Origin of the sequence: Benzoatithermus flavus, assembly GCF_037908215.1 — a bacterium.
Classification (GTDB): Bacteria; Pseudomonadota; Alphaproteobacteria; order Geminicoccales; family Geminicoccaceae; genus Benzoatithermus; species Benzoatithermus flavus.
In genome coordinates, this window is sequence record NZ_JBBLZC010000009.1 from 17,250 (window position 1) to 36,563 (window position 19,314).

Sequence of the window (19,314 nt, forward strand, 5' to 3'; positions counted from 1 at the left end):
GAACGACCGTCGAGAGAGCGTGGAATGACCATCCCGGCTAGTGCGGCGCGGTTCGACGATCGTCTCACGCGGGTCGAGCTGGTCGATGGCCGGATCCTCGGCGTTCCGCCGGCGTGGTTCCCCCGGCTGCTGCACGCGGCGCCGGAGCAGCGACCGCGCTACGAGATCGGTGGTGGCGGCCGGGATCTGCGTTGGGACGAGCTGGACGAGGATATCTCCGTCGCTGGGCTGCTGGCAGGGCGGGGAGACCGCGCCACCAGGCTGCCCGATGCAGCGTGAGATGGCCTCCTGGCCGACAGCGGAAGGCTCAGCACCACGAGTTCCGTGTGCATCCGGAACACCGCGAGGGAACGCCCCTCCGGCCGTGCTCCCTCGCCGGGCTGGTCGGGGCAGCATCCCTTCCGGCATTCTTGCCTCTGCTTGGGGTCGACCGCCTTGCAGGATAATATTCTTGCCCCGTCTGCGGCGACCTACTGATGGGAAACTCTGGCGCCGTGTCATCGAAACTGCACGAACGAATTCAGAAAACTGAGCTGGAACAAGCGTTAACACTTTAAGTGGTAGCTGTACGGCACAGCCTCGCGCCGCCGGCACGCCCTCGCCACCTTCGGCGTCGCGCTTCGAGGGTTGCGCCGGCCGCTCATTCCCGCCTTGACCGGATCGCGCGCTGCGCTACGCTTTTACGCGGCCAGACGTCGTTCGTGGGAGAGACCGCCGCTCCGCAGGTCGCGGAGGCAGGCGGCGCCGAAGGAGCAACCGCCCCGGAATCTCTCAGGCGAAAGGACCGCGAACGTTCATGGCCCTCTGGAGAGTGGGCGCCCGGCGACGACGCGCCCCACCGTAGGGGACGACGGCAGGCCTCCCTGGCTTGGCGCCGGAAGCTCTCAGGTTCCGTACAGAGGGGGCAGAACGGGTTCGCCGCGGTGGCGGGCCGTCTGCCTGCGTGAGGTCCGGGGCCATGGGCGAGCTCAAGCGCACCCCACTCTTCGATCTCCACCGCGAGCTCGGTGCGCGCATCGTGCCTTTCGCCGGCTGGGAGATGCCGGTGCAGTACAAGGCCGGCATCATCGCCGAGCATCTGCACTGCCGGGCAGCCGCGGCTCTGTTCGACGTCTCGCACATGGGCCAGGTGCGGCTCGACGGCCCGAACGCCGCCGCGGCGCTGGAGCGGCTGGTACCCGCCGACATCGTCAACCTGGCGCCGGGGCGCGCGCGCTACACCCAGCTCACCAGCGAGACCGGCGGCATCCTCGACGATCTGATCGTGAGCAACGCCGGCGATCACCTGTTCCTGGTCGTGAACGCCGGCTGCCGCGATGCCGACATCGCACACCTGCGCGCGTCGCTCGAGCCCGAGGTGCGGGTAACGGAACTCGCCGACCGGGCGCTCCTGGCCCTGCAGGGGCCGGCCGCCGCGACCGTGCTCGCCCGCCATGCGGCGGCCTGCGCCGAGCTTCCCTTCATGGGCACGGCCGAGATGGCGGTCGACGGGCTCTCCTGCCGTGTGTCGCGCCTGGGCTACACGGGCGAGGACGGCTACGAGATCTCGGTCGCGGCCGAAGACGCCGAGCGCCTCGCCCGCATGCTGCTCGCCCACGAGGAGGTCCAGCCCGCGGGGCTGGGCGCCCGCGACTCCTTGCGGCTCGAGGCCGGCCTGCCGCTCTATGGTCACGAGATCGACACCACGACCACCCCGGTCGAGGCCGGGCTCGCCTGGTCGATCCAGAAACGCCGCCGCGAGGCCGGCGGGTTCGCGGGCGCCGAGACGATCCTGCGCCAGCTCGCGGAAGGGCCTGCCAGGAAGCTGGTCGGCATCCGGCCGGAAGGCCGGGCGCCCGCGCGCGAGGGCACGGAGATCCAGGACCCGGACGGCCGGACCATCGGCCGGATCACGAGCGGCGGCTTCGGCCCCTCGGTCGGAGCACCCGTCGCCATGGGCTATGTCGACGCCGCACACGCCGCCCCCGGCACCGCCCTCAATCTTCTCGTCCGCGGCAAGCCGCTACCGGCACGGGTGGCGGCGCTGCCTTTCGTCCCGCGTCGCTACCACCGCTGAGCGAGAGTTCCCCGATGACGACCTACTACACCAAGGATCACGAGTGGGTGCGGATCGACGGCGACACCGCCGTGATCGGCATCAGCGAGCATGCGCAAGAGCAGCTCGGCGACGTCGTGTTCGTCGAGCTGCCGCCGGTCGGCAAGGAGGTCAGCCAGGGCGACCAGGCCGCCGTGGTCGAGAGCGTCAAGGCCGCGAGCGAGGTCTACGCGCCCGTGAGCGGCGAGGTCATCGAGGGCAACAGCGCGATCGAAGAGAACCCGGCGCTCGTCAACGAGGAGGCCGAGGGCAAGGGCTGGTTCTTCAAGCTGCGCCTGCGCGATCCGAGCGAACTCGCGGGCCTGATGGATCGGGCCGCCTACGAGGCCTATCTCGAGACCCTGGGCTGATCCCCTTCGCCCGAGCCGATTTTTTCCTTCTTGCGTGCCACGAGCGTGAGCGCCCCGATGCCCTTGCAGACCATGCCCCGAGTCGAGCGTGACAACCGCGAGTCCTTCGTCTCGCGCCACATCGGGCCGAGAGAGGACGAGATCGGGGCGATGCTCGCCGCGATCGGCGTCGGCTCGCTCGACGAGCTGATCGAGCGGACCGTGCCCGCCGCGATCCGCAGCACCCGCCCGCTCGACCTGCCACCGGCCAGGACCGAAGCCGAAGCGCTCGCCGCCTTGCGCGCGATCGCGAGCCGGAACCGGGTCTGCACCTCCCTCATCGGCATGGGCTACTACGGCACGCACACGCCGGCCGTGATCTTGAGGAACGTGCTCGAGAATCCGGGCTGGTACACGGCCTACACGCCCTATCAGGCCGAAGTCAGCCAGGGCCGGCTCGAAGCGCTCCTCAACTACCAGCAGATGGTGGCCGACCTCACCGGCATGGAGCTCGCGAACGCGTCCCTCCTCGACGAGGCGACGGCGGCGGCCGAGGCCATGACGATGGCGCACCGGATCACCAAGAGCAAGGCCTCGGCCTTCTTCGTCGACGAGCGCTGCCATCCCCAGACCATCGCCGTCGTCCGCACGCGGGCGCATTATCTCGGCATCCCGATCCAGGTCGGCGATCCGCTGGCCGACCTCGACGGCAAGACGGTGTTCGGAGCGCTGTTCCAGTACCCGGCGAGCGACGGCGCCATCCGCGACCTGCGGCCGGCGATCGAGGCGGTGCGGCAGGCGAACGGCATCGTCGCGGTCGCGGCCGACCTTCTGGCGCTGACGCTCCTCACCCCGCCCGGCGAGCTGGGTGCGGACATCGTCCTGGGCTCGGCGCAGCGCTTCGGCGTGCCCATGGGCTATGGCGGCCCGCACGCCGCCTTCTTCGCCACCCGCGACGCCTACAAGCGCTCGATGCCGGGGCGGATCATCGGCGTCTCGGTCGATTCCCGCGGCAAGCCGGCGCTGCGCATGGCGCTGCAGACCAGGGAGCAGCACATCCGCCGCGAGAAGGCGACCTCGAACATCTGCACGGCTCAGGTGCTGCTCGCGGTGATCGCCGGCTTTTATGCCGTCTATCACGGCCCCGAAGGCCTCACCCGGATCGCGCGGCGGGTGCACGGCCTGACCTGCCTGCTCGCGAGCGGCCTGAAGGCGCTCGGGGTCGAGGTCGAGACCGAGGCATTCTTCGACACGCTCACCGTGCGGGTTCCCGAGCGGGCGCACGAGCTTCTGATCGTCGCGCGCGATGCCGGGATCAACCTGCGCCACGTCGATGCCGACCGGCTCGGAATCTCGCTGGACGAGACCACCGACCACGAGGTGGTCCGGCGCGTTCTCGCCGTGTTCGACGTCGAGCACGCGAAACGGCTCGACCTCGCCTCGCTCGACGACACCACGACCATTCCGGAAGTATTCCGCCGCGGCTCGCCCTTCCTGACCCATCCGGTCTTCCACCGCTACCGCAGCGAGACCGAGATGCTGCGCTACCTGCGCAAGCTCCAGGGCAAGGACATCGCCCTCGACCGGGCGATGATCCCCTTGGGCTCCTGCACGATGAAGCTCAACGCCACGGCCGAAATGATCCCGATCACCTGGCCCGAGTTCGCGCATCTTCATCCCTTCGCCCCGCCGGAGCAGGCGGCGGGCTACCAGGCCCTGTTCCACGATCTCGAAGCCTGGCTCAAGGAGATCACGGGCTTCGATGCAGTCTCGCTCCAACCCAACGCCGGCAGCCAGGGCGAGTATGCGGGCCTGCTCGCGATCCGCGCCTGGCACGACAGCCGCGGCGACCGGGCGCGCGACGTCTGCCTGATCCCGTCCTCGGCACACGGCACCAACCCGGCGAGCGCCGTCATGGCCGGGATGCGCGTGGTCGTGGTGGGATGCGACGCGAACGGCAACATCGACCTCGCCGATCTCGAGGCCAAGGCCGAGCAGCATAAAGAACGGCTCGCGGCACTGATGGTGACCTATCCCAGCACGCACGGCGTGTTCGAGGAAGGGATCAAGGACATCTGTGCCATCGTCCATGGCCGCGGCGGGCAGGTCTACATGGACGGCGCCAACCTCAACGCGCTCGTGGGCCTCGCCCGGCCGGCCGAGATCGGCGCCGACGTGTGCCATATGAACCTGCACAAGACTTTCTGCATCCCGCACGGCGGCGGCGGACCCGGCATGGGGCCGATCGGCGTCAAGGCGCACCTCGCCCCGTTCCTGCCGAATCATCCGGTGGTGACGGGTGTCAACCCCTATGACCGCGAGCACAGCGTCGGCGCGGTCTCGGCCGCACCCTGGGGCTCGGCCGCGATCCTGCCGATCTCCTGGACCTACATCGCGATGATGGGCGGCCCCGGCCTCACCCGCGCCACGCAGGTCGCGATCCTGAACGCCAACTACGTGGCCCGGCGGCTCGCTCCGCACTACCCCGTCGTCTACACCGGCCGGAACGGCATGGTGGCGCACGAGTGCATCATCGACATCCGCGGCATCAAGGAGGCGACCGGCATCACCGCCGAGGACATCGCGAAGCGCCTCGTGGACTACGGCTTCCACGCGCCCACCATGTCCTGGCCCGTGCCCGAGACCATGATGATCGAGCCCACCGAAAGCGAGAGCCTCGCCGAGCTCGACCGGTTCTGCGAGGCGATGATCGCGATCCGCGAGGAGATCCGGGCCATCGAGCAGGGCCGCGCCGACCGTGTGGACAACGTGCTGAAGCACGCGCCCCACACGGCCGAGCTCCTCATGGGCGAGTGGCACCGGCCCTACGCCAAGGAGCAGGCGTTCTTCCCGGTGCCGGCCATACGCGAGGACAAGTACTGGCCGCCGGTGGGGCGGGTCGACAACGCCTACGGCGACCGGCACCTTGTCTGCTCCTGCCCGCCGATCGAGACCTACCAGCAGGCGGCGGAGTAGCGGGAGAGGTCAGGCGGCGCTGGAGCCGAGCGGCGGACGCTCGATCCCGCCCGCCGAAGGGCCGCTCCCGGCCGAAAGGCGGCCGAGCAGGCGATCCACCCGCAGCCGCCAGCCGAGAAGCTGCCGCTCCAGAGCCTCGGCGATGCCTTGCCGGTTGCGCAGCATGGCAACGAGCTTGAGCGGCGGATGCTGCAGGTAGCGCCGGACGGCCCGCTCGGCCGGCAGCATCGGGGGTGCGGCCGTGCAGCGCGGATAGCCGCAGGCCTCGAGCAGCGGACCGGCGATTCCTTCGAGCGTCTCGAGGTCGCGCCGGTTCAGCGCGTCCCGCCATTTCTCCCGGTTCGCGACCTGAAGCGGCCGGTGGATGTTGCGGTCGTTGACGGGATCGGTGCCGACGGGCCGGGCGTTCTTGTGGAACTGCAGCACGACCGGATCGAACGGCTCGCCGAGCACTTCGAGCACGCGTCCGATCGTGGCCTCGGGCCGGGCGAGGAGATCCTCGTAGCGGATCTCGACGTAAGGCCGCGAGCCCGCCTGCTCGCCGAGCGTGCGGATCTCGCTCACGAACCGTACCCAGCGCTCGGCAGCGCCTGCCACCGTTTTGGGTCCGAACGGGGCCTGGATCTGGGACAGGACGACATCGCGCCCGTCGCGCAGGATGTGGATGATCGGACTCTCGGGAAACGCTCCGGCGATGAGCGGCCAGAAATAGAGATTGCTCGGGGTCTTGTCGCCCCAGCGCTCCTTCCCCTGTCCCGCCGCCCAGGCGGCGAGGAGGGCCTCGATCGCGCCCGGAAGATCGTGGCGGGCGACCCGCGCCAGCACCGCCTCGACCGGAGGCGGGTCCGGCAGGCGGCGCACCCAGCGCCAGCCCAGCATGTCCTCGACCAGACGCCGCAGCCGCTTCGGCTGCCGCAGATCGCCGTAGAGCGGCAGGAGCGGCAGAAAGGTCTCGAACAGCTTGATCTCGTCCGGCATCGCGAGCGCGGGATGCGAGCCCAGCATCCGCCCCAGGAGCGAGGTGCCGGAGCGCGGTGCCCCGAGGATGAAGAACGGTGGCCTGCGCGGCCGATCGGCGTCGGCGCTCGCTGACGACATCGAAGCGTTCCCTGCAGCTTTCCTTCCGCCCGGTCGCAATGGCGGCGGCGCAGCCATAGCACGTACCGAGATACCGGCACCACGACACCGATGACGCGGCGCAAGCCTTTTGCCGCGTACGCCCTCGAGTCCGCACCGGAAGCAGAAAGTCACGCAAGCCCCTGCCCTGCCTTGACTTTGCCGGGCGTGCGATGTTGTTCGGGGGCGGAACCTCTGGCACCGGGCACACCGCCGCGAGATGGACATCTACCTTCCCGTCGCCGAGATGTCGGTGAACCTGTTCTGGGTTCTGGGGCTCGGCGGGGTGATCGGCTTCCTCTCGGGTCTGTTCGGCGTCGGCGGCGGCTTCCTGCTCACCCCGATGCTGATCCTGATGGGTATCCCGCCCGCCGTCGCCGTGGGCTCGCAGGCCGCGCAGATCCTGGCATCCTCGGTCTCGGGCGTGCTCGCCAACCTGCGGCGCAGGGCGGTCGACTTCCGCATGGGCTGGGTGCTCGTGGCGGGCGGCACCATCGGCTCGGCCGCAGGCGTCGGCCTGTTCAACCTCCTGATGCGGCTCGGCCAGATCGATGCGTTCGTGAGCATCGCCTACGTGCTGTTTCTCGGCATCGTCGGCACCTTGATGTTCGCCGAGAGCCTGAGCGTCATCCTCCACAGCCGGCGCCCGACGCCGCGCCGCCGCCGCCTGCACCAGCACAACTGGATGCACGGCCTGCCCTTCAAGATGCGCTTTCCCGAATCCCGCCTCTACATCAGCGCGCTGATGCCGCTCCTCGTCGGCGCCTTCGGCGGTCTGCTGGCTGCGATCCTGGGCATCGGCGGCGGCTTCGTGATGGTCCCGGCCATGATCTATCTCATCGGAATGCCCACCGCCGTCGTGATCGGCACATCGCTCTTCCAGATCTGCTTCGTCGCCGCGATCACGGGCTTTCTCCACGCCTACAACAATCACAGCGTGGACATTCTCCTGGCCTTGCTTCTCATCGCCGGCGGCGTGGTCGGGGTCCAGTTCGGGTCGCGGTTCGGCGGCCGGCTCAAGGCCGAGCACACCCGGATCCTCCTGGCTCTCCTGGTGCTCCTCGTGTGCGCCAAGCTGGCCTATGACTTGATCGTGCCACCGCGCGACCTCTACTCGATCACGGTCACCTGAGCCGGGCGGGGCAATCCCGGCTGCCTGCCGGGGCGATTGGCCCTTGACCCGCTCGCGCGGCGGGAACACGCTCGCTTCGACCTCCGGCGAACCCGGCCAGCGAGCGGCGAGCCATGACCGCCAGCACCTTCCCCGAACCGGAAGTGCCCACCTTCTCGATCGTGGTGCCGGCCTACAACGAGGATTCGGTTCTGGAGGCGTTCCACGCTCGCCTCGCCGCCACGCTCGACCGCCTCGGCGAGACGGCCGAGGTCATCTACATCAACGACGGCAGCCACGACCGCACGCGCCCGGTCCTGGACCGGCTGCAGACGAGGGATCCCAGGGTCGCGGTGATCGACCTCTCGCGGAACTTCGGCAAGGAGGTGGCGCTCACCGCCGGCCTGCACCATGCGCGTGGCCAGGCCGTCATCGTCATCGACGCCGATCTCCAGGACCCGCCCGAGCTGATCCCGGAACTCGTGGCGCCCTGGCGGGAGCGCGGTGTGGACGTGGTCTACGCCCAGCGGATCGCTCGCGCCGGCGAGAGCTGGCTCAAGCGGGCGACCGCGCATCTGTTCTACCGCCTGATGCAGCATGTCGGCCGGGTCCACCTGCCGCCCGACACCGGCGACTACCGCCTGCTCAGCCGCCGTGCGGTCGAGGCACTGAACCAGTACCCCGAGCAGCACCGCTTCATGAAGGGCCTGTTCACCTGGATCGGCTTCGAGCAGGTGGCGGTTCGCTACGAGCGCGACCCGCGCTTCGCCGGCAGGACCAAATGGAGCTACGCGAAGCTCGTCAACCTCGCGATCGAGGGCATCACCTCGTTCACCTCGGCGCCGTTGCGCTTCGCGAGCATCCTGGGTCTGGCCATCGCCGGCCTCGCCTTCGTGGATGCGCTCTGGATCATCTACAAGACGCTGCGCTACGGCGATCCCGTCGCGGGCTATCCGTCCCTGATGACCACCATCCTGTTCCTGGGCGGCGTGCAGCTCACAGCGATCGGAATCCTGGGCGAGTATCTCGGGCGGGTGTTCGACGAGACGAAGCACCGCCCGCTTTATCACGTCAAGGATTACCGCCCGGCCCGCCTCGGCCGGGTGAGGGAGCCGATGGTTCGGGACGACGGGCCGGCCGCCGGCGAGTGACCCCGACGCTCCCGGCTCAGGCGCGGACCCGAGGGCTCGGCAGCGCCAGGGCCAGCACGGCGCGGAACGGTGCCAGCCCCAGAACCGCAAGGGTGAGCTTCACGCCGAGATCGCCCATGGCCAGCGTGACCCAGGGCACGACCGTGCCGGCGAAGGCCAGGGAGAAGAAAATCGCCGTGTCGAGCACCGAGCCCACGCTCGAGCTCACGAGAGGTGCGCGCCACCAGCTCCCCCGGCGCAGGCGCTGGAACACCTGGATGTCGAGAAGCTGCCCCACCAGGAATGCGGTGCCCGAGGCGAGCGCGATGCGCGGGGTGGCGAGCCAAGCCGAGATCAGCACGGCGATGGCGAAGCCGATCCAGACCACGAGCCGTGCCCGTGTCGCCCCCTGCAGCCGGGTGGTGAGATCGGTGACCAGAAAGGTGAACGGGTAGGTGATCGCACCCCAGGTCAGGACGTCGTTGATCGGGAACTGGACGAGCCAGTTCGAGGCCACGACGATGGCGATCATCGCGGCGATCGGCGGCCAGGGCGAGGCGAAGGCTGCGAACAAGGCTGTAGGTCTCCGGAACAGGGGACGAGGAGCTTATGGCGTGGCTGGCACGATGCGTAAACCGCGGATTTCGACCACGGGCCCGGGCAAGCCTTGCTCTATCGGGACATCATGATGACACGACTGCTATCATCGGAGAATATGTCATGGGCCAGGTGATCATCCGCAACCTCGACGATGCGGTTGGCCGAAAGCGCGGCGGCCACGCTCGTGACTGCTGACCAGCGGCTGCTCGCTCGTCTTGCCGGTACGGCCCTGGCACCACTCGCCTCTGCCCTCGGAGCGCCACCGTGCGCCTGAGCCGCTCAGCCCTCGAGTATCTGGTCGAGGTCGATGATCACGGGCTCGTGGCCGGTGCTGCGGATGAAGCGCAGGAGATCCTGGCTCTTCAGCGTCGTCGTGGCGTCGTTCTCGAGCGGGTGGCAGTTGACGCGTTCGTGCGCCACGAGCTTGGCATCGAGCACGTGGGTCACGCGGTTGTCCTTGTCGTTGACGATCGCGAGCGGCGTCACCGAACCCGGCATGACGCCCAGGACCTCGCGCAGGAGCTCGGCCTTGCCGAACGAGAAGCGCGCAGCGCCCAGGAGCTTCGAGAGCCGATTGAGATCGACCCGCTGCTCGTCGAGGCAGGTGACCAGCCACAGCCGGTCCTTCTTGTCCTTGAGGAACAGGTTCTTGCAGTGCCCGCCCGGCAGATGGCGCGTGTGGACCTGCGCCTCCTCGACGGTGTAGACGGGAGGATGATGGGTGGTCTCCGCCTCGATGCCCATGGCGGCGAGACGGGCCAGGATCTCGGCCTTGGTCGTCAGCATGAGCGGGCTATAGCCATGCGGCCGCGAGCGGGCAAGCAGGCGCACCATCGCCTGTCACGGGCTCGTTATGCGTCGCGGGTTGAGGCCCATGCCCCTTGCGTCCACCATGCCGACGAGCGGGCATTGCAGCCGGGCCGCCTGCGGACGAGCGCGCATGAGCCAGATCCTTACCCCCGACCTCTGCGTCATCGGTGCCGGCTCCGGCGGGCTCAGCGTCGCCGCGGGCGCGGTGCAGATGGGCGCTTCGGTCGTGCTCGTCGAGCGGCACCGCATGGGCGGAGACTGCCTGAACTACGGCTGCGTGCCATCGAAGAGCCTGCTCGCGGCGGCGGCCGCGGCCGAGGCCATGCGGCAGAGCGGCTCCTTCGGCGTCCGCCCGGTCGAGCCCGGGATCGACTTCGCGGCCGTGCGCCGGCACGTGCGGGACGTGATCGCCGGCATAGCACCGCACGACAGCATCGAGCGCTTCACAGGACTGGGCGTCACCGTGCTGTTGGATCATGCCCGCTTCACCGGCCCCGACCAGGTCATCGCCGGCGGGCGACGCATCCGGGCACGCCGCTTCGTCGTGGCCACCGGCAGCCGGCCCGCGATCCCGCCGATACCAGGCCTCGCCGAGATACCCCATCTTACCAACGAGAACGTGTTCGACCTCGCGGCGCCGCCCCGGCATCTGCTCGTGCTCGGCGGCGGGCCGATCGGCTGCGAGCTGGCGCAGGCCTTCCGGCGGCTCGGCAGCGAGGTCACCGTGATCGATCTCGGCCCCATCCTGCCGAAGGACGATCCCGAGCTGACGGCCGTGGTCCGTGAACGCCTGCTGGCGGAAGGAGTCCGCCTGCACGAGCGCGTCCGGGTCGTGGGCGCCGAGCCGGGACCTGCGCTCGTCGTCGAGAGCGCTGCCGGCCGACGGCGACTCGACGGCTCGCACCTTTTGGTCGCGGTGGGGCGAACGCCCGTGATCGAGGATCTCGGCCTCGAGGCTGCGGGCATCGCCTTCGATCGCAAAGGCATCAAGGTAGACAGCCGCCTGCGGACCACCAACGCCCGCGTGTTCGCGATCGGCGACGTGGCGGGTGGGCCGCAGTTCACCCACCTCGCGAACCACCACGCCTCGGTCGTGGTGAAGAACGCCCTGTTCCGCCTGCCGGCCAGGGCGACCTCGGCCGCCATTCCTCGGGTGACCTATACCGATCCCGAGCTCGCCGTCGTGGGCACGAGCGAGGCGGAGGCGAAGGAGCAGGGACTCGCCCACGAGGTCTTGCGCGCGCCTTTCGCCGACAACGACCGCGCGCGTGCCGAACGCCGGACCGAAGGCCTCGTCAAGCTCGTGGTCGGCAAGCGCGGCCGGGTGCTCGGAGCCGGCATCGTCGGCGCTCATGCCGGCGAGCTGATCCTGCCCTGGGTGCTCGCGCTCGACCGCCGTCTGCCGCTCAGCGCCGTGGCCGGCGTCGTGACGCCCTATCCCACCCTGTCCGAGGCGAGCAAGCGTGCCGCGGCGAGCTGGTACGCGCCGCGGCTGTTCGGTGGCGGCACGCGCCGGCTCGTCCGCCTGCTCGCGAGGCTGGGATGAGGCCCTGCTCCAAGGCCGACCGGACCGGGCGGGCATCCCGGCGGCGCTGGCTGCCGCTCCTTCTCCTGCTGCTGGCGGCGGTCGCAGCCTACGGCTCGGGCCTCCACCGCCATCTCGGCCTCGCCACGCTCCGGGCGGAGCAGGACGTGCTGCAGGCGTTCGTGGCCGACCATCCGGTCCTGGCGCCCCTGACCTACGTGCTGGCCTATGCCGCGGCCGTGGCGGTCTCGCTGCCGGGAGCGGTGTTCCTGACGCTCGCCGGCGGCTTCCTGTTCGGCACCTGGCTCGGCGGGCTGCTCACGGTCGCAGGCGCCACCGCAGGTGCCGTCGCCGTGTTCCTGATCGCCCGGACGGCGCTGGGCTCCGCCCTGCAGGACCGGGCCGGTCCTTGGCTGCAGCGCATGGAGGCGGGCTTCCGGGCCGATGCGCTCAGCTATCTCCTCGTGCTGCGGCTGGTGCCTTTGTTCCCGTTCTGGCTCGTCAACCTGGTGCCGGCGCTGCTCGGCGTGCCGCTTCGCACCTACACGCTCGCGACCTTCCTCGGCATCGTGCCGGGAAGCCTCGTCTACGCCAGCGTCGGCGCGGGGCTCGGGACGGTGCTCGATCGCGGCGAGGAGCCCGATCTCGGCCTGATCCTGGAGCCGCACGTCCTCCTGCCGCTCCTGGGCCTGGCTGGGCTGGCGCTCCTGCCCGCCCTCCATCGCCACTGGATGGCGAGGCGGGCTGCTGCGGCTCAGGACGGCTGAGCCGTCTTCGCGTCGGTCGCCTGGCCCATGCGCAGGAACTTCTCGCGCCGCGCCTTCTTGAGCTCCGCGCCCGAGAGCCGGATCAGCGGCCGGAGATGCTGCTCGATCGCATCGCCCACGGCGGCGATGGTCGTGGCCCGGCCGCGATGCGCTCCGCCCAGAGGTTCGGGGATCACCTGATCGACCAGCTTGTGCTGGAGCAGATCCTGCGCCGTGAGGCGGAGCGCTTCGGCTGCGGTCGGCGCCTGATCGGCGCTGCGCCACAGGATCGCGGCGCAACCCTCGGGCGAGATCACGGAATAGATGGAGTGCTCGAGCATCAGGATACGGTCGGCGGCGGCGAGCGCGATGGCGCCACCCGAGCCGCCCTCGCCCACGACCGTGGCGATCAGCGGCACCTCGAGGTCGAGGCAGGTCTCGATCGCGCGCGCGATCGCCTCGGCCTGGCCGCGCTCCTCGGCATCCACGCCGGGGTGCGCTCCCGGCGTGTCGACGAAGGTGAGCACCGGCAGGCGGAAGCGCTCGGCCATGCGCATCAGGCGCACGGCCTTGCGGTAACCCTCGGGCCGCGCCATGCCGAAATTGTGCCGCACGCGATCCTCGGTGTCGGCGCCCTTCTCGTGGCCCATCACGACGACGGAAAGCCCGCGGAACCGGCCGAGCCCGCCCACGATCGCCCGATCCTCGGCATAGAGCCGGTCGCCGGCCAAGGGTGTGAACTCCTCGATCAGCCCCTCGACGTAGTCGACGAAGTGCGGCCGGTCGGCGTGGCGCGCCACCTGGGTCTTCTGCCAGGCCGTGAGCTTGGCGTAGGTCTGCGAAAGAAGCTTCGCTGCCCGCCCTTCGAGCTTCGCGATCTCCTCGTTGAGGTCGAGCTCGCTGCCGTCAGCGAGCGAGCGCAGCTCCTTGACCTTGCCCTCTAGCTCGAGGATCGGCTTTTCGAAGTCGAGAAGCGTGCTCATTCGGCCTTCACTGCTGAATCCGCGAATTCCGGCGGGATGTGGCCCCCGTCTCGGGACTTGTCAATTCCGTACGAGGCCGCAGCTCGGGCTCCCTACCCGAGGGAGCGGGTCATCGTCGCGGACGAGAGCGCCTGCAAGGTGGCGGCGAGCAGCTCCGGCAGATCGGGAGCCTGCGGCAGATCCGCCTCGGGATCCTTGGCCACGCACTCGATCGCGGCCGCGCGGGCGCTCAAGGCGCTGGCGCCGATGGCGGCGGCCAGGCCCTTGAGCGCATGAGCCGCCGTGCGCAAGGCGGGGCGGTCGGCCTTCTCCAGGGCCTGGCGGCAGGTTTCCGTCACCTGTGTCAGATCCTGGCATGCGGCCGCGATCAGCGTGTCCACGATCTCGTCACCGACCTCCGCCCGCAGGCGGTCGACATGCTCCCGATCGAGCACGGGGCGCGCGCTCTCGGGCTCGGCCGATGCCGCCGCCATGCCGATCGACGCACCGGTCAGGGCTTCGGCCAGAGCGGCCCGGAGCCCACCGAACACGATCGGCTTGAGCAGGCAGCCGTTCATCCCGGCGGCACGGAACCGCTCGGCGTCTCCGGCTCCGGCGCTGGCGGTGAGGGCAATGATCGGGACGGTCGTTCCCTCGGCCCGTAGCCGCCTGGTCGCCTCGATGCCGTCCATGACCGGCATCGAGATGTCCATCAGGATCACGTCGAAGCGCTGCCGGGCAGCGGCGTCGATCGCCTCTGCTCCGTTGCCGGCGAGCTGCGTGCGGCAGCCCAGCCTGTCCAGGAACGCGCGGGCGACGAGCTGGTTCGTGGCGTTGTCCTCGACCAGCAGGACGGAAGGGGCCCGCCCGTCGACCGTCACGAGCGGACCCGGCTCGACCGGCTCCGCCACCACGTCCGGCGCGGCGGCCTCGGGTAGCGGCAGGTCGAACCAGAACGTGCTGCCCTCGCCCGGCCGGCTCGCGAAGCCGACCTCGCCGCCCATCATCTCGGCCAGACGCTTGGTGATGGCGAGCCCGAGGCCGGTACCGCCGTAGCGACGCGCGGTCGAGGCGTCGAGCTGACGGAAATCCTGGAACAGATCGGCCGTGCGCGCCGCCGGAATGCCCATGCCGGTGTCGCTCACCGAGAAGCGCAGCATGCGACCCGCCCCGGTCCCGGGCCTGCAGACGACGGCCAGGGTCACCCGTCCGGCTTCGGTGAACTTCACCGCGTTGCTGACATAGTTCAGCAGCATCTGGCGGATCCGGCCGGCATCGCCCCTGACGAAGGCCGGGACGTCAGGCGCCTGCTCGACACGGAACTCGAGGCCCTTGGCGCGGGTCGGCACGGCCCACAGGTCGGCAACCCCGGCCACGAGCTCGGCCGGAGAGAAGACGACGGGCTCGAGCTGGAGCTGGCCCGCCTCGATCTTGGAGAAGTCGAGAATGTCGTTGAGGATGGCGAGGAGCGCATCCGCGCTGCTGCGAGCGGTCTCGACGAGACGCCGCTGCCCGGGCTCGAGCGGACCGTCCGCGAGCAGCTCGAGCACGCCCAGGACCCCGTTCATGGGTGTTCGGATCTCGTGGCTCATCATGGCGAGGAAGCGGGACTTGGCCTCGCTCGCCGCCTGCGCCGCCTTGGCCAGGGTCCGCATCTCCGCCGCCTGCTGCTCGAGCAGCACCTTGGTCCGGGTGAGTTCGCACTCACGCTGCTTCAGCTCGGTGATGTCGGCCCGGATACAGACGAAGCTGCCGTCGTCGGTGGCGCGATCGGATACCAGCACCCAGCGACCGTCCTCGAGCCGGTTCTCGGTCGGAGCGGACTCGCCGCGTCTCTGCGCGGCGAGCGGATCGATCTCGGCGAGCAGGCCGCCAGGGCGGATCAGCGCCGCACGTGCCGGGTAGAGCGCCCGGTAGCGGTCGTTGCACAGGATCAGGCGGTCTTCGGCGTCGTAGAGCGCAAAACCTTCGTTGATGCTCTCGACCGCCTGGCGGAGCTGGAAGCGCGAGAGCTCGGCGTCGGTGCGCGCCGCCTCGGCGACGTCGAACAGACGGTGCATCTGCCGGGTCGAGCGCACCGAACCCACCACCACCAGCACCGCCGCCGTAAGGAACAGACCTACAAAGAGGAGGACGTGCCGCGTGACCTGCTGGTGCAGACCGCGCAATTCCTCGCCCCGCTCCATGTCGCGGCGCAGATCCTGAAGAGTCATCTCGCGGAACCGGCCGAGAAACGGCTTGAACCGATCGTGCAGCGCATGCGCCTCGATCAGATCGCCGGGACGCAGCCTGTCGAGGATGGAGTCGGTGGCTTCCAAAAGGGCCTGTAACTCGTCCACGAGCTGCCGGTAGTCCGGCCGATTTGCGATGGCCACGGCGAGGTTGCCGGCCCGGTAGAGGTCGATGCGGCTCCAAAGCACCTCGAAGCGTTCCCGGAGCTCGTCGGCATTGCCCGTCTTCTCGTCGCTGCCGAAGCGCAGTAGCGCGTCGAGGAAGCGGGCGATCTCGACCTCGACCTGGGCGGAATGCCAGACCGAAGCCTCCGGGAGCCGGACGTCCATCCGCTTCTGGAGATCCTCGTAGCGCAGAATCGAGGCGACCAGGAGTCCGGCCATCGCCAAGACGAGAGCGAAGAGGCCAACCGCCCAGGCGGTCGCCGAGCGGCGCAGACGGCCGATCATCGCACCTCGATCGACCTCACCTGCCAGATCCACTTCTGGTCCTGCGACACCGACTGCAGCTCGGGATAGGCGTCGCGCGGCAGGACCACCCAGATCGGCCCGCGGTCACGCAGACGGAGCTGCTTGCCGTCCTGCTCCATGGCGAGCAGGATCGGGTAGCGGCGCATCTCGTCGGCGTCGAGATCGACGGCGTAGTCGTTGGCGGCGACCGCGTGCAGGACCTTGCCGGTGGCGCCGACCGCATCGAGGAGACGTGCGGCCAGCACGCCCCGGAAGGTCGGCACGCCGTCGGTCCAGGACGTGGAGGTCTTGAGCTCGGAGAGGCCCAGAGCCTCCAGCATCGCCCGATCGAACCGGGCGCCATCGGGACCGTTGCGGTTGGTGATGGCTCCTGTGACCGTCAGCAGCACGGGTCCGGACGGTTCGGGCAGTGTTCCGGCCCGAGCCGTCTGGCCGGCGAGCAGGCACGATGCCAGGACCAGCAACCCGGCGAGGCGTGTGATCATGGGCGTTCCCCGCGTGTCTCGTATTCTCGGCGGGCGCCGGGCACTGGCTCTGTCCGCTGGACGAAACGGTTGGCGCCCCCTTTTCACTCGGGAAAGCCAATAAACTATAGACCGTATTCCGGCAACTCGGATCAACTGCGACGTGTTTTCTCCTGAACGCCGGTCAGGGTAGCGATCTGAGGGCCTCCTCCACGGAGGAGTAGGGACGCAGGCGGCCGGCGATCCAGTCCTCGACCTGCTCCCACAGCCGCTCCTGATCGAGCGCTGCCACCACCCCGACCTCGCGGGCCGGCAGCCACGCCGAATCCGAGCCGTTGACGGCAGCCGGATCGCGATGGCGGACGGCGATCGACATGGTCCAGACCAGCCGCTTGCGGCGGAACCAGCGCCGCTGGCACCAGCGCTGCGAGCGCAGCACCATCATGGTGGTGCCGCTCGCGGCGCTGATCACGTAGCCCTGCGGCTCGCCGCCGAGCGGCATGTACTCGACGAGTTCGACGGTGAGCCCGGACTCCCGCCAGCGCTCCGCGACGCTCATGGCATAGCGGAATGCCCGCGGATCGAACTCCTCCGCGATCAACCGGCCTGCTCTGATGCGCATGGCTCCTTACGCGCGAGCGCGGACCTCCGACAACGTCGACAGATCCGCGTATGATGGACTCTTCGGCGCAGGATATAGCAAGCCGCCGCTCGCGGGCGAAGGCAATCATCGAGCGGACGCGCTGCAGGTGCTCGCGGTGTGGCCGATCGGAGGTGCAGCCGCTCTCCGACCGGCCCGATGCCCGCGATCAGCCGCCCGCCTGGGCGATGCGGTCGGCCGTGGCGACGAGCGCTTCGGCCTGGCGGATCGAGGCGATGTCGATCAGCCGCCCGTCGAGGCTCACCGCACCCTTGCCCTCACGCTTGGCCTGCTCCATCGCCTGCAGGATACGGCGGGCGCGCTCGATCTCCTTCGCGGGCGGGGTGAACACCTCGTTGGCGAGAGCGATCTGCGAGGGATGGATCGCCCATTTGCCCTCGCACCCCAGCACGGCCGCACGCCGCGCCTGCGCGCGGTAGCCATCGGCATCGCCGAAGTCGCCGAAGGGGCCATCGACCGGCCGCAGCCCGTTGGCGCGTGCCGCCACCACCATGCGGGCGATGGCGTAGTGCCACATGTCGCCCCAGTGGACCTGGCGCGTGCCGTCCTCGGCCTTGTCGGTGAGCACGACGTAGTCCGGGTTCGGGCCACCGATCACGGTCGTGCGGGCACGGGTCGAGGCGGAATAGTCGGCGACGCCGAAATGGAGCGACTCGTTGCGCTTGCTGGCCTTCGCGATCTCGTGGATGTTGGCCATGCCGAGCGCCGTCTCGATGATCAGCTCGAAGCCGATCCGCTTCTTCCTGCCTTTGGCCTGCTCGATCTGGGTGACCAGCATGTCGACGGCATAGACGTCGGCAGCGGTGCCCACCTTCGGGATCATGATGAGGTCGAGCCGGTCGCCGGCCTGCTCGAGCACGTCCACGACGTCGCGGTACATGTACTGGGTGTCGAGCCCGTTGATGCGAACCGACAGGGTCTTGCTGCCCCAGTCGATGTCGTTGATCGCCTGGATGACGTTCTTTCGGGCCTCGTCCTTCTTGTCGGGGGACACGGCGTCCTCGAGGTCGAGGAAGACCACGTCGACCGCAGACTTGGCCGCCTTCTCGAACAACTGCGGGCTCGAGCCGGGCACGGCGAGCTCGGAGCGGTTGAGGCGGGCCGGCGCCTGCTCGACGATGGTGAAGCTCATGGGGTATCTCCCTTCCTGGCTTTGACGGTCGGCTCGACCGGCGCCGGCGCTTGCGCGGACGCCGGCCTCGCCAGCGGGTGATGACGCGCGACCACGGCGGCGAGCCGCTCGGTCTGGACGTGGGTATAGATCTGCGTCGTCGCGATGTCCGCATGTCCCAGCATCGCCTGCACGGCGCGGAGATCGGCCCCGTGCGCGACGAGGTGGCTCGCGAAGGCATGGCGCAGCACGTGCGGCGAGAGCCGCGCAGGATCGATCCCGGCTTCCGGTGCGAGCGTCTTCAGGAGCTGAGCCACCCGTTGCCGGGTCAGATGGCCGCTCCGGCCGCGCGAAGGGAAAAGCCAGCGCTGGCGGCCGGGTTCCGTGACATAGTACGGACGGACGCCGAGCCAGGCGGCGAGCGCCTCGCGCGCCGCCGAGCCCACGGGCACCATGCGCTCCTTGTTGCCCTTGCCCCGAACGGTGAGCACGGTGCGGTCCGGGGCGAGCGCCGAGAGCGGCAGGCCGACGAGCTCGCTCACGCGCAGGCCCGTGGCGTAGAGCAGCTCGAGGAGCGCCACGAGACGAAGCGCCTCCGGCCCCTCCTTCGCCCGTGCCGCCGCGATCAGCGCCTCGATCTCCTCCTCCTCGAGCAGCTTGGGCAGACGGCGGCTCTGCTTGGGCGTGTCGATGTGGGTGGTGGGATCGTCCCGCCGCCGCCCTTCGAGATAGAGGAAGCGGTAATATTGCCGGATCGCAGCGAGCCGCCGTGCGGTGGTCGAGGAGCGCATGCCGCGCGCGGCGAGATCGGCGAGATAGGCGCGGATGTCGTCGCCCGTGGCCTCGGGCAGCGCCCCGCCGCGCCGGGTGAGGAAGCCGGCGAAGTCGGCGAGGTCGCGGCGGTAGGCGTCGAGCGTGTGGCGGGCCGCCCCGCGTTCGGCGGCCATCATCTCGAGAAAGGCGTCGAGCATCCCGT

General features: G+C 69.7%; 17 protein-coding genes and 1 riboswitch. Of the genes, 8 read left to right on the plus strand and 9 right to left on the minus strand.

Annotated features, from left to right (window positions below):
• The first annotated feature begins 24 nt into the window (after positions 1-24).
• The 4 genes from U1T56_RS10610 to gcvP all read left to right on the plus strand — a co-directional run bounded on the left by U1T56_RS10610 (position 25) and on the right by gcvP (position 5,400).
• Complete coding sequence (locus U1T56_RS10610) at positions 25-279, plus strand: DUF2442 domain-containing protein (RefSeq protein ID WP_418159443.1); 255 nt, start codon at positions 25-27, stop codon at positions 277-279.
• Between the two features lie 413 nt (positions 280-692).
• Positions 693-797, plus strand: a riboswitch (glycine riboswitch).
• Between the two features lie 161 nt (positions 798-958).
• On the plus strand, positions 959-2,056 hold the full coding sequence (gcvT, locus tag U1T56_RS10615; protein ID WP_418159444.1) for a glycine cleavage system aminomethyltransferase GcvT: 1,098 nt from the start codon (positions 959-961) through the stop codon (positions 2,054-2,056).
• A gap of 14 nt (positions 2,057-2,070) precedes the next feature.
• The gene (gene gcvH / locus U1T56_RS10620) at positions 2,071-2,445 is read left to right on the plus strand and encodes a glycine cleavage system protein GcvH (RefSeq protein WP_418159445.1); all 375 of its coding nucleotides are present in this window, start codon (positions 2,071-2,073) and stop codon (positions 2,443-2,445) included.
• A gap of 57 nt (positions 2,446-2,502) precedes the next feature.
• Positions 2,503-5,400 carry an aminomethyl-transferring glycine dehydrogenase gene (gene gcvP / locus U1T56_RS10625; RefSeq protein ID WP_418159446.1) on the plus strand — a complete coding sequence of 966 codons (2,898 nt, stop codon included), beginning with the start codon at positions 2,503-2,505 and terminating at the stop codon, positions 5,398-5,400.
• Between the two features lie 9 nt (positions 5,401-5,409).
• Here the strand turns inward: gcvP and U1T56_RS10630 are convergent, their stop codons facing one another.
• A complete protein-coding gene (locus U1T56_RS10630) occupies positions 5,410-6,498 on the minus strand; it encodes a sulfotransferase family protein (RefSeq protein WP_418159447.1) in 1,089 nt (362 codons plus the stop codon).
• A gap of 238 nt (positions 6,499-6,736) precedes the next feature.
• Between U1T56_RS10630 and U1T56_RS10635 the strand changes: the two genes are divergently transcribed.
• Positions 6,737-7,648, plus strand: coding sequence for a sulfite exporter TauE/SafE family protein (locus tag U1T56_RS10635; protein ID WP_418159448.1), 912 nt, complete (start codon positions 6,737-6,739; stop codon positions 7,646-7,648).
• Between the two features lie 113 nt (positions 7,649-7,761).
• The gene (locus tag U1T56_RS10640) at positions 7,762-8,778 is read left to right on the plus strand and encodes a glycosyltransferase family 2 protein (protein ID WP_418159449.1); all 1,017 of its coding nucleotides are present in this window, start codon (positions 7,762-7,764) and stop codon (positions 8,776-8,778) included.
• Positions 8,779-8,794: 16 nt separating this feature from the next.
• Here U1T56_RS10640 and U1T56_RS10645 read toward each other — a convergent pair whose 3' ends face one another.
• Entirely contained in the window at positions 8,795-9,289 is a 495-nt protein-coding gene (locus U1T56_RS10645) for a queuosine precursor transporter (RefSeq protein ID WP_418159579.1), read from the minus strand.
• 347 nt (positions 9,290-9,636) lie between these two features.
• Positions 9,637-10,191 (minus strand): prolyl-tRNA synthetase associated domain-containing protein, encoded by a 555-nt coding sequence (locus tag U1T56_RS10650; protein WP_418159450.1) that lies wholly within the window; start codon positions 10,189-10,191, stop codon positions 9,637-9,639.
• Positions 10,192-10,297: 106 nt separating this feature from the next.
• Between U1T56_RS10650 and U1T56_RS10655 the strand changes: the two genes are divergently transcribed.
• Both U1T56_RS10655 and U1T56_RS10660 read left to right on the plus strand, forming a co-directional pair.
• Positions 10,298-11,713: a dihydrolipoyl dehydrogenase family protein gene (locus U1T56_RS10655; protein WP_418159451.1), complete on the plus strand. Its 1,416-nt coding sequence runs from the start codon at positions 10,298-10,300 to the stop codon at positions 11,711-11,713.
• On the plus strand, positions 11,710-12,459 hold the full coding sequence (locus tag U1T56_RS10660; protein WP_418159452.1) for a TVP38/TMEM64 family protein: 750 nt from the start codon (positions 11,710-11,712) through the stop codon (positions 12,457-12,459). The genes U1T56_RS10655 and U1T56_RS10660 overlap by 4 nt, the downstream gene beginning before the upstream one ends.
• On the opposite strand, the gene U1T56_RS10665 is transcribed toward U1T56_RS10660, so the two are convergent.
• From U1T56_RS10665 to xerD, 6 genes are all read right to left on the minus strand, one after another.
• Complete coding sequence (locus U1T56_RS10665) at positions 12,447-13,421, minus strand: acetyl-CoA carboxylase carboxyltransferase subunit alpha (RefSeq protein ID WP_418159453.1); 975 nt, start codon at positions 13,419-13,421, stop codon at positions 12,447-12,449. The genes U1T56_RS10660 and U1T56_RS10665 overlap by 13 nt on opposite strands.
• 92 nt (positions 13,422-13,513) lie before the next feature.
• On the minus strand, positions 13,514-16,081 hold the full coding sequence (locus U1T56_RS10670) for an ATP-binding protein (RefSeq protein ID WP_418159454.1): 2,568 nt from the start codon (positions 16,079-16,081) through the stop codon (positions 13,514-13,516).
• Entirely contained in the window at positions 16,078-16,587 is a 510-nt protein-coding gene (locus tag U1T56_RS10675; RefSeq protein WP_418159455.1) for a putative pterin-binding protein, read from the minus strand. The genes U1T56_RS10670 and U1T56_RS10675 overlap by 4 nt, the downstream gene beginning before the upstream one ends.
• 163 nt (positions 16,588-16,750) lie before the next feature.
• Positions 16,751-17,188, minus strand: coding sequence for a hypothetical protein (locus tag U1T56_RS10680; RefSeq protein WP_418159456.1), 438 nt, complete (start codon positions 17,186-17,188; stop codon positions 16,751-16,753).
• Between the two features lie 187 nt (positions 17,189-17,375).
• Positions 17,376-18,359, minus strand: coding sequence for an HpcH/HpaI aldolase/citrate lyase family protein (locus U1T56_RS10685; protein WP_418159457.1), 984 nt, complete (start codon positions 18,357-18,359; stop codon positions 17,376-17,378).
• Positions 18,356-19,309, minus strand: a complete 954-nt coding sequence (xerD, locus tag U1T56_RS10690; RefSeq protein ID WP_418159458.1) for a site-specific tyrosine recombinase XerD — start codon at positions 19,307-19,309, stop codon at positions 18,356-18,358. The genes U1T56_RS10685 and xerD overlap by 4 nt, the downstream gene beginning before the upstream one ends.
• Positions 19,310-19,314 lie beyond the last annotated feature (5 nt).

Bases quoted from the DNA above. Each gene is read 5' to 3' on its own strand.
- U1T56_RS10610 (WP_418159443.1), top strand. From the start codon at position 25: ATGACCATCCCGGCTAGTGCGGCGCGGTTCGACGATCGTCTCACGCGG.
- U1T56_RS10640 (WP_418159449.1), top strand. From the start codon at position 7,762: ATGACCGCCAGCACCTTCCCCGAACCGGAAGTGCCCACCTTCTCGATC.
- gcvT (WP_418159444.1), top strand. From the start codon at position 959: ATGGGCGAGCTCAAGCGCACCCCACTCTTCGATCTCCACCGCGAGCTC.
- U1T56_RS10655 (WP_418159451.1), top strand. From the start codon at position 10,298: ATGAGCCAGATCCTTACCCCCGACCTCTGCGTCATCGGTGCCGGCTCC.
- U1T56_RS10680 (WP_418159456.1), bottom strand. From the start codon at position 17,188: ATGCGCATCAGAGCAGGCCGGTTGATCGCGGAGGAGTTCGATCCGCGG.
- U1T56_RS10645 (WP_418159579.1), bottom strand. From the start codon at position 9,289: ATGATCGCCATCGTCGTGGCCTCGAACTGGCTCGTCCAGTTCCCGATC.
- U1T56_RS10665 (WP_418159453.1), bottom strand. From the start codon at position 13,421: ATGAGCACGCTTCTCGACTTCGAAAAGCCGATCCTCGAGCTAGAGGGC.
- U1T56_RS10650 (WP_418159450.1), bottom strand. From the start codon at position 10,191: ATGGTGCGCCTGCTTGCCCGCTCGCGGCCGCATGGCTATAGCCCGCTC.
- U1T56_RS10630 (WP_418159447.1), bottom strand. From the start codon at position 6,498: ATGTCGTCAGCGAGCGCCGACGCCGATCGGCCGCGCAGGCCACCGTTC.
- U1T56_RS10670 (WP_418159454.1), bottom strand. From the start codon at position 16,081: ATGATCGGCCGTCTGCGCCGCTCGGCGACCGCCTGGGCGGTTGGCCTC.
- xerD (WP_418159458.1), bottom strand. From the start codon at position 19,309: ATGCTCGACGCCTTTCTCGAGATGATGGCCGCCGAACGCGGGGCGGCC.
- gcvP (WP_418159446.1), top strand. From the start codon at position 2,503: ATGCCCTTGCAGACCATGCCCCGAGTCGAGCGTGACAACCGCGAGTCC.
- gcvH (WP_418159445.1), top strand. From the start codon at position 2,071: ATGACGACCTACTACACCAAGGATCACGAGTGGGTGCGGATCGACGGC.
- U1T56_RS10635 (WP_418159448.1), top strand. From the start codon at position 6,737: ATGGACATCTACCTTCCCGTCGCCGAGATGTCGGTGAACCTGTTCTGG.
- U1T56_RS10685 (WP_418159457.1), bottom strand. From the start codon at position 18,359: ATGAGCTTCACCATCGTCGAGCAGGCGCCGGCCCGCCTCAACCGCTCC.
- U1T56_RS10660 (WP_418159452.1), top strand. From the start codon at position 11,710: ATGAGGCCCTGCTCCAAGGCCGACCGGACCGGGCGGGCATCCCGGCGG.
- U1T56_RS10675 (WP_418159455.1), bottom strand. From the start codon at position 16,587: ATGATCACACGCCTCGCCGGGTTGCTGGTCCTGGCATCGTGCCTGCTC.